General features: G+C 45.3%; 11 protein-coding genes. 1 reads left to right on the top strand and 10 read right to left on the bottom strand.

Translation table 11 applies throughout. The features are described from left to right. Positions 1-248: 248 nt before the first annotated feature. The 8 genes from MH117_RS04575 to leuC all read right to left on the bottom strand — a co-directional run bounded on the left by MH117_RS04575 (position 249) and on the right by leuC (position 12776). Positions 249-4082 carry a dynamin family protein gene (locus MH117_RS04575; RefSeq protein ID WP_239327448.1) on the bottom strand — a complete coding sequence of 1278 codons (3834 nt, stop codon included), beginning with the start codon at positions 4080-4082 and terminating at the stop codon, positions 249-251. A gap of 115 nt (positions 4083-4197) precedes the next feature. Further along, entirely contained in the window at positions 4198-4470 is a 273-nt protein-coding gene (locus MH117_RS04570) for a hypothetical protein (RefSeq protein WP_028546722.1), read from the bottom strand. A 27-nt stretch (positions 4471-4497) separates the two neighbouring features. Next, a complete protein-coding gene (nth, locus tag MH117_RS04565) occupies positions 4498-5166 on the bottom strand; it encodes an endonuclease III (protein ID WP_285103317.1) in 669 nt (222 codons plus the stop codon). 129 nt (positions 5167-5295) lie between these two features. Beyond that, positions 5296-8058 (bottom strand): S-layer homology domain-containing protein, encoded by a 2763-nt coding sequence (locus MH117_RS04560; protein WP_239327447.1) that lies wholly within the window; start codon positions 8056-8058, stop codon positions 5296-5298. 138 nt (positions 8059-8196) lie between these two features. Then, positions 8197-8805 (bottom strand): GerMN domain-containing protein, encoded by a 609-nt coding sequence (locus MH117_RS04555; RefSeq protein WP_239327446.1) that lies wholly within the window; start codon positions 8803-8805, stop codon positions 8197-8199. A gap of 66 nt (positions 8806-8871) precedes the next feature. Next, entirely contained in the window at positions 8872-10317 is a 1446-nt protein-coding gene (locus tag MH117_RS04550) for an N-acetylmuramoyl-L-alanine amidase family protein (RefSeq protein ID WP_239327445.1), read from the bottom strand. 404 nt (positions 10318-10721) lie between these two features. Continuing rightward, positions 10722-11336, bottom strand: a complete 615-nt coding sequence (gene leuD, locus MH117_RS04545; RefSeq protein WP_239327444.1) for a 3-isopropylmalate dehydratase small subunit — start codon at positions 11334-11336, stop codon at positions 10722-10724. Positions 11337-11351: 15 nt separating this feature from the next. Continuing rightward, the gene (gene leuC / locus MH117_RS04540; RefSeq protein WP_239327443.1) at positions 11352-12776 is read right to left on the bottom strand and encodes a 3-isopropylmalate dehydratase large subunit; all 1425 of its coding nucleotides are present in this window, start codon (positions 12774-12776) and stop codon (positions 11352-11354) included. Positions 12777-12906: 130 nt separating this feature from the next. On the opposite strand from leuC, the gene MH117_RS04535 reads away from it, so the two are divergent. Next, positions 12907-13893, top strand: coding sequence for a LysR family transcriptional regulator (locus MH117_RS04535; protein ID WP_239327442.1), 987 nt, complete (start codon positions 12907-12909; stop codon positions 13891-13893). 14 nt (positions 13894-13907) lie between these two features. On the opposite strand, the gene MH117_RS04530 is transcribed toward MH117_RS04535, so the two are convergent. Then, entirely contained in the window at positions 13908-15866 is a 1959-nt protein-coding gene (locus MH117_RS04530; RefSeq protein WP_239327441.1) for a glycoside hydrolase family 3 protein, read from the bottom strand. 12 nt (positions 15867-15878) lie between these two features. Beyond that, complete coding sequence (locus MH117_RS04525; protein WP_239327440.1) at positions 15879-16718, bottom strand: carbon-nitrogen family hydrolase; 840 nt, start codon at positions 16716-16718, stop codon at positions 15879-15881. Between the last annotated feature and the right edge of the window lie 22 nt (positions 16719-16740).

Genomic DNA, 16740 nt, shown 5'->3' with positions numbered 1-16740 from the left:
GCAAACGATATCTAACGCAGTTTATCATCAGGCAATTTCAACTTCAAAACGGACATTTACGCATAATAACGATTGTAAGCCGATACAGTGACATTTATGGGTAAGAATACACTTTATTCTTTTAAATCATCCTTTTTCCTTGCGTCCGTAGCACATTAGAGAAAAAAGAAACCCACAGCCCTTAGAGGATGCAGGTAAATACACATTGATATCATTTTGATATAGAAAATGTTTAAATCGTTCTCAACTTAGCTCATTTCATGTACTAAAGTGAACAATTTCGCAGCCATTTCTTCCAGTTGCTCCGTATCGACGTCCTCCCTCATAGCCGAAGCCATTGCTTCCTGGTATCGTTTAACAGATTCGATGCCGGATTGAATCTGAGTATTTAAAGTTTGTTTAAAATTTAGAATAGCTGCATCCACGGCTGCTCCTTGGAATGTTTGATTGGTGAGCATTATGTTTTGCACAGCTATTTGCTCCATCAGCTGTTTTAAAGAATCTCTACCTGAACCTTCAAAGAAATGTTTATTGTTCTTGTAGATCGAGCGTAATTTCTTGCCTGTCAGCTCGGTTTCTGCATGCTGGATTTGAATTTTTGGCGTTGGCCAGGCTGTCATGGCGGCTGCAACCGGCTCATAGCCCGGCAGCAATTGCCTCGCTTGTTCTGCAACTTTATTGTAGTGCTCCATTACGAGACGTTGGGCCAGCTGTTCAAGCCGCAGTGAAGTGGACAACAATTCATTTGTCAGCTCCAATTCGCTTGCTCGCTGCCAATCTCGATAACACTGCAACAACGTACGCTCGACGTCCTGATCATCACTCCGCAATGCCGCAGGACTGAATGAATAAGTAAATGATTCGCTGAATCTAAACTGAATTCGTTGACGTACGTGATACAAAAGCTCTTCCGTTTCTTGCTCCAGCATGCGACTTTCATCCACTTCCAAGCATGCTGTGAGCCCGTTTATGGCGGCTTCTCCTGCTGCTGCCAGCTGTTGCAGACGTCGTTCTCGCTCCGTTTCATCTGATCTGGCCGCGTTCAGTATTGCCGTCAGTTGTCCGCTTGCACGCTCAACATCAGACACCGCACTGTTGATCGCCATAGCTGCCAGTTCTTCACTTGCAAAATGTAAAAACTCTGTTTCAAACTGTGTAAATCCTGTTGCGTTCAACTTTTTTTGATCGTCAGCAAGCTTTGCTTCCAGTGCATTCAAGCTGGAAATGGCACATAATCGCGGGGAACGGATGCCGAATTCAAGTAGACGGTTACCGACATACCGCATCACGTCATCCAATTCTTGTGATGATGAAGCCAAGTCAGCGGCATTTACTAAAAAGAACATCTTATCCAGCTCAAACGCATCTTTTACACGTCCCAACTGCGTTAGGAACTGACGGTCTGCTTGAGAAAATGCATGATTGTAATAGGTGACAAACAACACGATGTCAGCATTCTTGATATATTCAAAAGACACACCGGTATGGCGCGCATTAATGGAATCTGCACCTGGCGTATCCACAAAAGTGAAGCCCTGCCTCGTCCATGGGCTATCGACAAAAAGCTGGACATGGTCTACAAAAGCCGATTGGCTCTCATCCGCCACAAACTGACGATATCGCTCGTAATCCACATGAAGTTCTTGTCCTAATAAGGAACTGAGTCTCGTATAGCCGCGTTTAACCGCATGTATGAAGCTATAGTGAGGCCTTCCTGAGGGATGAAGCATCGAAGGCTGCCAGCGATCTACTGCTTGCAGCGCCTCAGACATGCCCCAATGAGCTGTCTCCGGTTCACCAATACACGTTAAGGCATACTGAATATCTGCGAGGAGCTGGCTCTCGCTCTTCATACGAACAAGCGCTGTCTGATGTGGATACTGATCAGTAGGTGCTCCGATCATATTAATTGCAGCTGTCGTAGGGTTAGGCGAAACAGGCAATACATTCGCACCAATAAGCGCATTCGCAAATGATGACTTACCCGCGCTAAATGCACCGAACAATGCCACAGTGAACCGATTATCCCGCAGTCGCTGCGCCTTTGCCCGCAGGTTAGGAACATAAGCATCCATCAGCTTGAGAGGCTCTAATACCTCAGCTGCTGATTCGAGATGCAATGCTGCTGCTTGCAGCTTATCACTCATTTGTTCAATCGTAGGAATTAAAGATGCGTCAACTTCCTCTGACGTTGTTGGCATAGGATCATCTGCAACTTGGCCCTCTACAGCATGAAGATGGAGTCTATCATCTTGTTGAATCGCGGGATGGCAATCTTGCGCTTTTAAATGGGCCAACGTCCCTTCAGTTGTCTGCTCCGGCGGATGATCCTCATCTACAACTGATGCAGAGTCAGATCCGATCCGACTTAAATCCGGCATCGCTTCTTGAGCGGTTTTCACAGAGTGGATCTCACATGAAACTTTCTCAAGCTGCTTTAACATGACAGCGTGTCGTTCTTGAATACGATACATCGTCTGCCGCGTCTTGGCTTCTATCGCGAGATTGGCCTGCAGTTCCAGCATTTGCTGCTCTAGGCCCGATAAATTCTGCTTATCTTGTTTATGGATCTGCTCGATGTATTGATCCGCTAATCTAAGTACAGTCTTGCGGATGAGCGATTTCGCTTCTTCTGCGAGGCCGCGGCAATAATTCATCGTGTATTCGCCGGAGCCGACAGACGTGGTCTGGACTGCATTCGCAAACCAAGCAGCCTCAAAGTGAGGGAGAGAGGCTTCAAGCTCATTAACCACATCTGTACCACTTCTGGATGCACGCTCAGCTAGCTGCCGCAGCATCGGCACGAGATGAGCTGTAATATTCGCTTGGATTTCTTGTACCCACAACAACACTAATCGTTGCAAGCGCTGATCTCGTTCAGCCTCTGTCTTTCCCGCCGTAAATAATAAACCTACCTTAAAACCAGGTTTGCGACTTTCCAAGTACGACTGGGCACTATCGCGCAATAAAGCAGGTGTAATATTAGCGTCCCGCAGCAACCGGCTTAATGCGTCAACAAACGAATCACGCTCATGCTCCGATCGCTCGCTTGTTAGATGATATTCCTCTTCACAACGTTGCAGCTCGGTTCGAAGTTGCACAACTTGCTCTTCCCCACCTATCCGGCTTGCCCATTCCTCATAGGCTGCTGCTGCAGGTTCCTCTAGCAGTGCAGTATGCTCAGCTAACAAGACTCGTGCCGCCTGCTCAATTCCGTAACGAACCAACCGTTCTCGTTTAATAACAAGCTGGTGCAGCGCCCTTGTAACCAGCTTCCATTCATTGTGAGGATGATCCGGTTCCCGCATAGATACATAATATATAGCTGCTGGATGGATTCCCCATGCTGCCAATGCATCATCTACATCAGTTCGATAGCGTTCAAATTCGATTTCCTGTTCCCGATGCTTATCAATCTGGTTAACAATCCAAATTAATGGCTTACCTGCCTCTACTACCTCTTTTGCGAATGAAAAATTGAGCTCAGATTGAACATGATTATAATCTGTCACGTATACAACAACATCAGCCATATGCATTGCAGCTTCTGTAGCGGCACGATGCTTATCATCCGTCGAATCAACACCTGGCGTATCCAACAATGCAGCGCCCGCTTTAAGCCAACTGACTTCATCATACAAGCTCACACGTTCGACTTGTTCCCCATCCTTGCATACGGCTTCAAGTCTGTCCAGCGGCACCACTTCTGCTATTGCACTTGGACCATGTTCCGTTCTGCGGTAGATTTCTGCGCGACTTGTGCCGTAACGAACAGTAACCACGTTCGCACTGGTAGGGATCGGACTGGATGGCAGCAATGATTTACCGCATAGCATATTAATAACTGTAGATTTGCCAGCAGAAAAGTGACCGCACATCGCGATCATCAGCATATTTTCACGTTCTTTATCCACAAGCTCTCTTAGCTTGCGTGCTGCTGCTTCATTTTCTTCGTTTGCCATCTGTGAAGCCCAAGACTTTAACACTTCACCTAACGGCGTTGGTGTGGCTTCTTCCAGCTCTGTGCTCAGAGCAGTTCTGGATGCGCTTGTCTGCTGCCCCTCGTTAGTATCCTGATGCATAATGCCTATCGCGCCCCCCTACATCAATGTTATTGTTCATCCCTACTTTATAAGCTTATAAAAAAAGAAGAAACCGAGATGCTCGGCTTCCTCAATTTGCCTGCAAACTCGGTTTCTAGTGTACCATATTTTGCTCTACAGGGAGAATAATTTCGAATTGCTTTCCATGCTGTAGAATGGTAATGTCTTTGTTCTTTACGCGCATTACAACCACATCGCGCTTTTGACGCATACGGTCTATGTACTGCTCAGGTACTTCACCCGCGCCATATACGGTCACACCATCTACTACTATTTCCTCATCGTCCTGTACTGTTTGCTGCATTAATTTCTCATAAATATCCGAGAATTGTTCAAAATTGTCTGTGTATACCGAAATACATTTCAATTCAACCGCCCACCCATTCAGGTTTATTTATTTTCCATTGTTTCTCCGCTGCTCCGCTTTCATACGTGTTTTCCCAAATTTACACATATCCAATAACAGACAGACTTCACATTTTGGAGATTGTGCTTTACAGTGATATCGACCGAAAAATATGAAGCGATGATGAGTCAAGGTCCACTCAACACGTGGAACTTTACGCATCAACTTCTTTTCCACTTCCAGTACACTATCCGTCTCATCCGCCAATCCCAGACGCTTCGACACCCGCTCCACGTGTGTATCCACGGCAATTGCAGGTACGCCGAACGCGGTAGACATTACGACATTAGCCGTCTTCCGTCCTACGCCAGGAAGCTCAGTTAATTGTTCATGTTTCTGAGGCACTTCACCGTTATATTTGTCAAGCAGGATCTGACATAGCTTTTGAATGTTCTTCGCCTTATTGCGGAACAAGCCAATTCGACGGATATCCTGCTCTAATTGCTCCAATGGAACCGCTAAGTAGTCTTCCGGGGTCTTATATTTATGAAATAAGTTAACCGTCACTTTGTTGACTGTCTCATCGGTGCACTGAGCAGACAACAGTACGGCAATCGTCAATTCAAACGGGTTCGAATGAATTAATTCACAATGCGCATCCGGAAACATTTCGCCAAGCGTATCCAGAACACGGCGAACACGAGCGCTTGTCGCCACTCTTTATTCCTCCTTATAAAGTCTACTTTAGCATTATAACACCGGATTAACATTAAACCTACAGAAACTAAAAAACCGTTCCTCCCAATTATTGGACGAAACGGCATTCTAGCTAGCTACACGTATCGACTACTGCTTCTCAATCTCAATAATTTGTCCATTTAAGAAGTACAAGACGATCTTGTCATCACTCTTCAGCGAAGAGATAGATAACGTGTCACCTGTCGTATTACGAATAACAACATTTGCGCTCAGTGTCCAGTAATATTCGGTATCTGACAAGCTGCTACGCTTCACATACAGCTGCTTAGCACTTGCATCATACTTCCAGAAATCATGTTTTAGGCCCGTCAATACTTTCAGGTTGGTTCCATTCTTAGCATCCTTACGAACTTCAACCCGATCTCCAACTTTTAGCGCACCAACAGCCGTTGTTGACGTAGTATCCAAAATAATCGTCAGACCACCTGCTGACGGATGAGAAGTTGTTTGCCCATTGTAATCTTTAACAACAACTATGCCATTTGTTGTGTCAACAGACTCAACACGTCCTGCTGTAACAGCAACTTTACGAAGCTCAACTAAAGAACGTCCATCAAAGACGGCATTAAGTACGTCATTAGGATTCAAATTGCTCAAAGTGAGCTTCTCATTGTTCACACCATAAATCGGTGTGGAACTGAGTGAGAATTCCTCAACCTGACGGTTTGCGGCATTACGCAGCGTAATTCGATTAGTCGATGTATTAATCGATGCAACTTCAAATTGATGGTAGCTGCGGACCGTCAACGACATTACTGAATTTTGATCGCCGGATAGCATCGCGGTAACAAAATCACCATTCTTAATATCCGTAATTTTGGCACTCGAGTTGCCGTACAATTCTATACCAATCGAATTAGACTGATAGGGCAGCGTCACAAAGTCATCATTGGCCAACTGCAACGTAATGGTTCGAGATGAAGGGCTCGCTACAATAAGTTTGCCTTCATATTTGTACACATATTGTACAACAAGAGCTTTCTTGTTAATGTGCTTTACATTTACTTTACGATTGCTCGTGAGCATGGAAGTTATGGTTGTTGCTGGCACTTCGCTGCCGTTAAATTCATATTTCGTGCCATCATTTAACGTCACCACATAAGGTGTGTTCTTATCGTCTACAACCGTAAGCAGCTTTTTGGCAGCATCGTAACCAATAACCGACACACCATATAAGTTCTCTACTTTACGGCTCAGCACTTCGATACGAGTTACTTTATCTTCTCCGTTAACCGTTAGCTTTACTCGATCTCCATACTCACCCGCAATTAACTCACCCAATGAAGGATTAATCAGTCCTGGAATAACAACTGCAACTTGGCCTGCTAATACTTTGGCTTCCAACTTGTTATTGTCCTTCACCACCGTAATGGATGTCATATTCGGGCTGAAGCTGTCTACTCGGCCTTCTACGCTAGTTGCTGGTGCGGTAGACATGACAATCGATGAAATAGAACTGTTCTTCACACTAAATGTGATTACATCGTTCACTTTTAGGTCCTTGATGTCTTTTAGTACGTTATCATATCTAACAGTAGCGTCATCTGCTATCCGGTAAGTCTCGTTATCCCCTTGTTCGAGCTTAATCGTAACCATACGGCTGTTCACATCAACCGAGGTAATCGTTCCTTTGCCATTCTTGTTGACAGGACCCGACTTCACTTGAATCTCCAACACTTTACGATCTTTGGAGAACGTCTCGCGCGTAATCGTCAACTCCGAATCAGGAGAAAGCTTATCCGCCGAAATCACAGCCCCTCCAGCGTCTTTAATCAACGTGTTACCTTCATATAAAACGGTGTCCAGATCTTCACGTCCGCTATTTTTAACATACAGCTTCTTCTCACTAGGAACCGCGTATTTAAGTGTTGTCTGCACGGACTCTACTTGCTGCTCTGTACTAAGAAGCTCGACGTATGAAGCACTGCCCAATTGGCCAATTACACGAACTTTCGTATACATCGGGATATCTTTTGCCGAAATAGACTTGTCGTTGTCCGCTTTGTACCACATCGTTTTGTTGTCGATGCGATAGTTCGCCCACTTGTTATCCTCCGTATATAATCGGAGCTCCGTATCTGTGACAGAACCGACGATACCTGCTACAACACTATCATAAACAATGTTTGCTACCGCTTCGCCACGGCTGAAGAAAGTTGCAATCTGGGCACGGTTCACATTGCCTAATGGCTCAAATTTGTTATTGCTCATTCCGGTAGTCAGTTGAAGATCAAGTGCTACATTTACATAGCCAAGCGCACTGGCACTGATCTTACTGTTGTCTGCAAAAGAAGTAGGCTTATTCTTTACCTCAAGCGCAGCACTTTGCTTGCCAACTGCACGGACCAAAATTTTCGTAATCCACTCACGTGAAGCTTTCTGATCACCCCAAGGTTTCTTCGGGTCTGGATTCTTTAATTCCTCGTTCTTGTCAAGCAGTCCTTTCTGGAACGCGAGTACAATATAGGGCTTGAAGTAATTTCCAACTTTGAAATCAGCAGGCAATGCTACAGATTCGTCATTGCTCAGCTGTCCCTCCAGATTCATAAACCGAATCGCGAGTGCAATTGCTTCTTGCTGTGTAATGTCATCCCCAGGTCTGAATTTGCCGTTGTTGCCTTTCAAAATGCCTTGTGCAGCTAATTTATGTATATGTTTTTCCGCCCAATGGCCTAATTTCACATCACTGAATACCGGACTAATGCCCGAATTTGCTGTATTTTGTGTACTATTGCTACCAGCTTGTCCAGCCTCAGCAGCCAAAGCCACAGGAACAGCAGATAACGTCAATGATAAAGCCAGAATAGCGCTCGTCACTGCACGTACAGGTTTGCTGGAATTATTATGCATAATCGTTTCTCCTTTGTATTAAAAATCCGTTAAGATCTTTATAATTCGACAGAAACAGGGGCATTTCCTGCCCCTGTTCGGTAATGTAACACGTAAATGTAATTAATTTACTTCTTTTATGTTGCCCATGACCTGATTTTATGGCCGTTTAATCGGATGATCAAGAGTGACATGACCCATCAGACTTGCTTCAGGCTTTCCATCCACAAGAATGTCGATTGCTTTGATCTCTTCAAATTGGAACAACGTTTTAGTTAAAGCGTCGATTGCAAATGCTTCTCCGCCCGCTCCCAAATGCCCGTGTTCCGAAATGTGAACGTCAACAGTCAATATCCCTTTCTCGTCAAGCTTGTAGGATTTAAATTCATTCCCATCCCACAAAGGGACATACTTAGCATCTTCTGACTTCTGAAGTGTCTTCAACGCCGCCCCGATCTTCTCATGATCATCTTTAAATGTAATCTTTGTCGTGTAGGACAACAATTCCATAATCTGATCATCCGTTGCGTATACTGTAATTTGCTGTTCTTTCTGTTCAGGCTTCTTCACCGGTTCCTTGTCTGGAGTTGGCTGCTCCGTACCCGGCGTAGTTGTACCCGTTCCAGTTGTCGGCTGTTCGGTGCCGGCAGTAGGCGGTTCTGTTACGCCTTTCCCGTCACCGTTGGATAAATTCTTATCACCACAGGCGGATACAAGTCCCACCGCAAGAACCAAAGTTACAAGACCTAACCAATTGCGTTTCTTCATATTAATGACCTCCTTTAGTCGTTATAACGCAGCAACGTCTGTCCAGGTTGCAAAATATGCGAACGATTATGACAATCCAAGCTGAGCTTTCAAACCGTTCACGATCTGCTGCGCAACACGATATTGGAAATCTTCAGTAAACATAACAGCTTCTTCGTCAGGATTCGTTAAGAACCCGATCTCGAGTAGAATCGCAGGCATCTTTGTGTTGCGAGTTACATGATGATCAGCAACCTTAGCGTTCCGGTCTTTGAACTGCGTCCCTTTAATCAGGTACTTATGCATGAGCTCCGCAAACGCCTTGCTCTCGCTGCGATAATAGTAAGTCTCCGTCCCGCTTACTGTAGGCTTATTGTCAATGCTATTGGCATGAATGGAGACAAACAAGTCTGCCTGAAGATCGTTAGCAATCTTTGCCCGTTCAGATAATTCGAGAAACACATCTGTACTGCGCGTGAGAACGATATTAAGCTTCTCTTCCTTCACCGCCAGTTCAGCAACCTTATTAGCAATCTGCAAATTCAAGTCTTTCTCATATCGTTTGCGTACACTAACTGCACCAGAATCATGCGCACCGTGTCCGGCGTCAACCACAACAGTGTATTTCCCGTCCGGCTTGGTAGGCTTGGTCGGATTCGTTGGATTGGTAGTTCCACCAGTTGATGCACTCAATTCGATTGATACTAAGCCTTGTCCATTTCTTATCACTTTGCTATCAAGCTTGTAGTTTGCATCGATGACAAACCGCGTCGTATTCGGCGTTGTGCTAAACATAGCAAAGCGAACTTTCTGAACATCCGGGTAATCCGTAATCGGCATCTCACCTTGCCCATTGTTGTCAAAACCAAACTTCTCATTAAATTCATCAGAGAACTTCGAGTTAGGGAAGTCAATAACGATACGATCAGGATTTGTCATGGACATGATCTTAGGTTCAACATCACGACCTAATGCAATATGTAACGTGTTCGAGAAAAAATCAAAATCTTTTACCAATACATCGCCTGTTGAGGGAGGTGTTGTCTCTCCTGAGTTGCCATTACCTGTATCAGGAGGATTAACAACTGAGCCTTCATCTGATGTAAACAAATACACAGACTTCGATTCGTTATCCCAGTCTACCTTTAATCCTAAGCTCTCGCCAACAAACCGCAGTGGAACAAGCGTTGATCCATTCTTTACCATAGGAGCCACATCTAGTTGAGTCGTCTTGCCATTAATGGACGCTGTGTTCTTGTCAACGGTTAGTAAAATGGTACTAGTTCCGTTCTTTATAGAAATCGTTCGCGCCTTCTGATTCCAGTCAACCTTGTAGCCTAATTCCTCCGACACAACGCGAATCGGTATCATGACAGAATTGCTAACCATTATAACTGGTTCGGGAAGCTTGATTGAGCTCCCATTCAGATATAATGTGGGCTGTGTGGCAGCCGCCCCCGTCTGGGGAAATACAAGACAAAACAACATGGTCAACATCATACTTGCTAGTAAATGGATTTTTTTATGCTGCATCTTCACCTCTACATCCTTTCTTGTTGTTCTGACTCTTTGAAACTATGAGAAACCTTTCAAAGAAACAGACGTTATTTTAGACGTTAAATGCAGACAAAAGTTGCGCTAATTCAACATAAAGATAATAAACTAATTCTACCATTTACATGCAAAATTCGATAGTCCTGTCGCGAAAATATCTTCACGCAGCTGTTGTATTTGACGGTGTAGCAGCATAATGACATTGTTCACAAACGTCATATGCAATTTGCCGGTTCTATCTTCTCCAAAATGTAAGAATGATAAGATCTCGGTGCCTAAGCATACCCCATGAGCTAATTATAAAAAAGAGTGCTGTGGCGTGAAAACGAATAACGTTTTCACGCCACAGCACCCTATATAAAGGTGAAATGAAACCTGATGAATTAGGCTTGGATCGGATAAGCTATTCTATCAGCATGTTGAACTTCATATTCAGAGATAGCATCATCATGCATCAGCGTTAACCCGATATCATCCAAACCCTGCAGCAAAAATTGGCGACGGTGCTCGTCAAGGTCAAATGTATAAACTAAACCATAGTCATCCTTCAACTGTTTGTTCTCCAGATCAATCTCCAAATGGTAATCCGGATACTGAGCTGTACGCTGGAATAACTCTTCTACTTGTTCTTCGGACAACTGAATAGGCAGAATGCCATTCTTAAAACAGTTATTGTAGAAAATGTCGGCATAAGATGGAGCAATGACACATCTAAAACCAAAATCCAGTATGGCCCATGGCGCATGCTCACGAGAAGACCCACAACCAAAGTTTGCGCGGGAGATCAATACACTTGCTCCTTGGTACGCCGGTTGGTTCAATGGAAACGATTCAATCACGTTTCCTTGCTCATCAAAGCGCCATTCAAAAAACAAGAATTGACCAAATCCACTGCGCTCTATACGTTTTAAAAATTGCTTCGGAATAATAGCATCTGTATCGACGTTGACCCGGTCTACCGGAGCGACAAGTCCTTTTAATGTCGTAAATGGTTGCATCGCGATGTCCTCCTTCTAGTTCATAACTTCCGTTTTGATTTCCCAGCCGCGTACATCTACAAAGCGCCCTTTGATGGCAGCTGCCGCTGCCATGGCTGGCGACACTAGGTGCGTACGACCGCCGCGGCCTTGACGGCCTTCAAAGTTGCGGTTTGACGTGGAAGCACAACGCTGTCCGGGTTTAAGAACATCCGGATTCATCGCGAGACACATGCTGCAGCCAGCCTCACGCCATTCGAATCCCGCTTCGGAAAATACTTTATCCAAGCCCTCCGCTTCCGCCTGCAGCTTCACACGGCCGGAGCCTGGCACTACAATCGCTGTCACACGATCACTCACTTTGTAGCCTCTAGCCACCACTGCCGCAGCACGAAGATCTTCAATTCGACCATTCGTACATGAACCGATAAACACGTAATCAATCTCAATCTCTGTCATCGGAGTCCCCGGCGTCAAATCCATATATTCAAGCGCCTTCTCGGACGCTTTACGCTCATTCTCTGTCTTAAAGTCCGCTGGGTTCGGAACAGAAGCCGTAATGTCAGTACCCATTCCCGGACTAGTACCCCAAGTTACTTGCGGGATAAGCGACTCTACATCAAATTCCACTACTGTATCATAACTGGCGCCTTCATCCGTAGTGAACTGTGCCCATTGTGCCACAGCCTTATCATATGCTTCGCCTTGCGGCACATACTGGCGCCCTTTCAAATAGCTAAATGTCGTCTCGTCAGGTGCAATCAGCCCTGCACGTGCGCCGCCTTCGATGGACATGTTACATACCGTCATGCGTTCTTCCATCGACAATTCACGTATCGCCTCGCCTGTATATTCAATTACATATCCAGTCGCAAAGTCTGTTCCGTACTTCGCAATGACACCAAGAATCATATCCTTGGCCGTCACGCCCGGCTTGCGATTGCCAACAAAGCGTACCTCCATCGTCTTGGACTTCGCCTGCTGCAAACATTGAGTAGCCATGACATGTTCTACTTCACTTGTACCGATGCCAAATGCCAATGCGCCAAACGCACCGTGCGTCGATGTATGGCTGTCACCGCATACAATCGTCTTGCCTGGATGTGTCAAGCCAATCTCTGGTCCCATGACGTGCACGACACCTTGATCTAGATTATGCAAATCAAATAATTTCACGCCAAAATCCGCACAATTCTGCGACAGTGTGTCAATCTGCTGCTTGGAGATTGGGTCTGTAATATTAAAACGATCCTTCGTAGGTACGTTGTGGTCCATCGTAGCGTAAGTCAATTCAGGACGTCTCACTTTGCGTCCGCTAAGACGTAGGCCTTCAAATGCTTGCGGGGATGTTACCTCATGAACTAAATGCAGATCAATGTATAAAATGCCAGGCTTACCCTCTTCTTGTACAATTACGTGTTGATCCCAAATCTTTTCAAATAACGTTCTCTTCTTGGACATAATCCTCACCTCTCGCGACGTATTCGTATCCTTCGCTTCTCTATGTTGACATCAATATAGCATTTCCTTCTTCATTGTTCCAAGATATAATATCTATAAGGTTAATAGGTTTTGACTATAAGGAGGAGCCATGGAAATACGTCAATTGCAATACGCACTGCAGATTGCAGAGGAGCGCAATTTTTCAAGAGCGGCGGAAAAGCTTCACATTGCCCAGCCCTCATTAAGCCAGCAATTATCCAAGCTGGAGAAGGAAATCGGTGTACTGCTGTTTCAGCGCACGACCAATTCAGTAGAAATGACATATGCAGGAGAAGTGTTTGTCGATCGCGCCCAGAAGATTATTGATTCGCTCGAACAACTCAAACGAGAAATGTCTGATATTTCACAGACGAAGACTGGTAAAGTTGTGATCGGCACGATGCCAATCACGGGTTCACATATTTTGCCGCACGTAGTGCCGTCTTTTCACAGAAGATATCCTGATATTGAACTCGTACTGACCGAAGAACCCTCCACTTCTAATTTAATTAAGATGACAGCACAAGGTAAAAATGACTTTTGCCTCTTGTCACTGCCAATTCAGGAACCTACTCTTACTTACGAACCGATCGTGGATGAAGAGATCGTCATATCGGTGCCACATGACCACCCGCTGGCGACATCTACTTTAGAGGGTCTTACGTCCAGTCATCGCAGACCGATATCGCTGCAGGAAGTTAGACAGGAGCCTTTTATTTTTTTAAAAAAAGGACAAGGCTTCCGACAAATCACATTAGAGATGTGCCGCAATGCCGGGTTTGAGCCTCGGGTTGTATTTGAAAGCAGCAACATGGAGACTGTACAATCGCTTGTCGCTGCCGGGATGGGAATATCACTGGTTCCTTCTTTTATCGCATCTGCTCCACGTAGCGAGTTCGTGCCGGCTTATATCCCAATAGAAGGTCGTCCAGCCCGTACGCTAGTATTGGCTTATCGCTCAGGCAGATATATGTCTAATGCCGCGAAAGCCTTTATGCAGACCATAAAAGAAACGGTTGCCGCGCAATTCGGCAACCGTGTAATTGCTTCTTCTCCAGTTCAAGCGCTGCTTAAGCTGGAACCCGAAGAAGAATAGATCATGTAAAATAACTATTCAATCGGCAGCGTTCCACCGGAATGCTGCCTGTTCCACAGCTGATCCGCAGCAGCCCGCATATTAGCCTCCATCAAACCATAAGTCACAACTGCAAACGGATAGTCCTTTAGTTTTTTGATGTCATATGGCGACCCTACAGCAATAAGTCCATATGTGGCTATTTTCTCCTTAAGCAGTTGGATTAATGCTTGTACAGTCCTTTTTTGCGCAGGCTTGAGCTGTGCATCCCGAGATACGACAAGCACAGCATCGGTAGAATGCAGGGATTTAAGCTGTTTTACTGCGCGAAGCTGCTCAATATTCGTACCTGACTTAATGGTAATCGTCTCGCTACTTAACGTTCGGGTTCCCGCTGCCGGATGCCGCGAGATGGAATCAAGCAAAGCCGCATTCATCAGCTTCAGCGCATAGGAATCAGTACCAACGAGCACCACCCGCTTTGTCTCTTTTTTAATAAAAGGAAGACTCGTTTCTGGACCAACAAACGTAACGGCTTGTTCTGCCACCTGTTGAGCAAATATTTGATCGCCGTTGCTATTCAACCACTGTTGGGCTGCTTCCAGGCGTTCTTTCACACCGATCGGTTTTGTATGATCAAGCATTCCGTACTTCGCTTTAACCGTTAATATTCGAATGACACTTTCCTTAATCCTGTCTTTAGTTATACGTCCCTTATCAACTGCTGCTGCAATCGTATGTGTCAGCTTATTTGGCTGAGCTGGCATCAACAGCACATCAGCTCCAGCCTCAATCGCCCGAATAGCAGCTTCCTCGGAACCAAAATGCTGAGCGATAGCACCCATATTTAACGCATCCGTCATAATAACCCCATTGTACTTCCATTGCTCCCGCAGCAATCCTTGCAAAATAGGCTTAGACAATGTAGCAGGGAGATGAATCTTGCTGTTGTCTTTCTTCGATGAAACTTGTGAAGCATCAATAGCGGGCACGGTCACATGTGCCGTCATAATAATATCAACCCCACCCTTGATTGCTTCGCGAAAAGGAGGAAAGTCGACCTCTTGCATTTTGATAGTCGTGTGCTTCAATTCTGGCAGTCCTAAATGCGAGTCTATATTTGTGTCGCCATGTCCGGGAAAGTGCTTGACTACCGCAGGAATATTAGCCTGATGCATACCTTCTATGTAAGCTTGCACAAAGTCACTAACTCGTTTAGGCGAAGAACCAAAGGAACGGATGCCAATGACCGGATTATCTGGATTAACATTCACATCTGCAACAGGCGCAAAATTCATCGTAAATCCTAATTTAACAAGGTTGTCATTCATCCTCTTGGCCGTTTCACGTGCAAGCTCTGGATTACCTGTCGCTGCAAGCGCCATATTGCCGTTAAACTCTGACATAAAAGAGAAACGGGTTACCAATCCACCTTCTTGATCCACCCCTATCCAAGTAGGCACTTTTGCAACGAGATGCTGCAGCATGGTTGTATGCTCCACCGTCTCTTCCACCGTACTCAGCTGGTCACGAAACAAGATCACACCGCCTGGCTTAATGGTTTCCAACGCCTGTTCAATTGGAGCATCAGGTTGTTCTGCTTTGACTGCTGATACGTCAACCATAAGTAGCTGTCCGATTTGTTCCTCCAAAGACATATCAGCTGCAAGTTCTGCCGCTTTTTGCTTAGCTAATACAAGCTTATCCGCGTCACGTGCATCCTCAGGTAACAATCCATTGGCTCCACCAGCCAGGTCAGGATGCGCTGTATTAATTGGTGGTGATGCCCCCTCTGACACTTGGTTATATGACCGATCGTCTGAGTCGGTTTGCCGCGTTTCGATCCCTACTAGTTGCTTGAAGCGCTGAACCCCGTCTCCCCACACGCCGTATATGAGTAGTACAATACAGAGCAAAGAAAGTACACTTAACACGACTGTTAGTGGATTAGAATTCCGTTTATGCTTGCGCCTGCGGCTCTGTGATTGGCTCATAGACACGTTTCCTCATCCCTGCTGCACATTTGCCGATAATTGATAGAGTGATTCCTTGCGATCTTGAAATACGGGAATACGCCCGCGAACTTCTTGTACAAGCGATAAGGATAGCGCCGCCGTTATAATCATGTCTTCTTCACCCGCTGCAGCCACTGTTTCCCCCCATGGATCCAGCACGGTGGAATGACCAAAGAAAGAAGTCACATTGCCGTCAGCACCAATACTGGAGCCCATTCGATTACAGGCAATCACGTACATTTGATTCTCAATTGCACGTGCAGTCAACAACGTTTGCCAATGATGCAGCCTTGGGTGAGGCCACTGGGCTGGAACAAACAGCACTTCAATCCCTTGCAATGCCAATGAACGGCTTAATTCAGGAAAACGGAGATCATAGCAAATAATAACAGCGCACTGTACACCGTCTAATTCAAAACGACCAAGCTGCTGCCCGGCATCTAAATAGACATGTTCATCCATCAATCTAAACAAATGAATCTTAGCGTATTCGCCAGCCAGTTGGCCTTCTTTATTATAAATGTAAGCGACATTTTTAATGCGATCGTTCTCTTTTATGGCAACTGAACCGCCGACTATATGCACTTGATGCATCGCAGACAATTCCTGCAGCAATTTGCGCGTTCTTTCCCCGTTCTCATCCGCGATCTCGTGAATACGTTCTAATGCATAACCTGTATTCCACATTTCAGGCAGAACAATAACGTCAGGCTTAGGATCAGAACTTACTGCTTGTTCGATCTTCTGAATCACCTCATCGTAGTTACGATCTGGTTCGCCAATTTTCACATCCATTTGAATGACGCTTATATGCCATTGTTGAGCAGCCATGTTCCCCACCCTTTCATTGTGT

This window comes from Paenibacillus sp. ACRRX (assembly GCF_022346885.1).
Classification (GTDB): domain Bacteria; phylum Bacillota; class Bacilli; order Paenibacillales; family Paenibacillaceae; genus Paenibacillus_B.
Note: the sequence above shows the minus strand (reverse complement) of the source record. Positions and strands in the feature narration are given on the sequence as shown.

Bases quoted from the DNA above. Each gene is read 5' to 3' on its own strand.
- MH117_RS04560 (WP_239327447.1), bottom strand. From the start codon at position 8,058: ATGCATAATAATTCCAGCAAACCTGTACGTGCAGTGACGAGCGCTATT.
- MH117_RS04530 (WP_239327441.1), bottom strand. From the start codon at position 15,866: ATGAGCCAATCACAGAGCCGCAGGCGCAAGCATAAACGGAATTCTAAT.
- MH117_RS04525 (WP_239327440.1), bottom strand. From the start codon at position 16,718: ATGGCTGCTCAACAATGGCATATAAGCGTCATTCAAATGGATGTGAAA.
- MH117_RS04550 (WP_239327445.1), bottom strand. From the start codon at position 10,317: ATGCAGCATAAAAAAATCCATTTACTAGCAAGTATGATGTTGACCATG.
- leuD (WP_239327444.1), bottom strand. From the start codon at position 11,336: ATGCAACCATTTACGACATTAAAAGGACTTGTCGCTCCGGTAGACCGG.
- leuC (WP_239327443.1), bottom strand. From the start codon at position 12,776: ATGTCCAAGAAGAGAACGTTATTTGAAAAGATTTGGGATCAACACGTA.
- MH117_RS04535 (WP_239327442.1), top strand. From the start codon at position 12,907: ATGGAAATACGTCAATTGCAATACGCACTGCAGATTGCAGAGGAGCGC.
- MH117_RS04575 (WP_239327448.1), bottom strand. From the start codon at position 4,082: ATGCATCAGGATACTAACGAGGGGCAGCAGACAAGCGCATCCAGAACT.
- MH117_RS04555 (WP_239327446.1), bottom strand. From the start codon at position 8,805: ATGAAGAAACGCAATTGGTTAGGTCTTGTAACTTTGGTTCTTGCGGTG.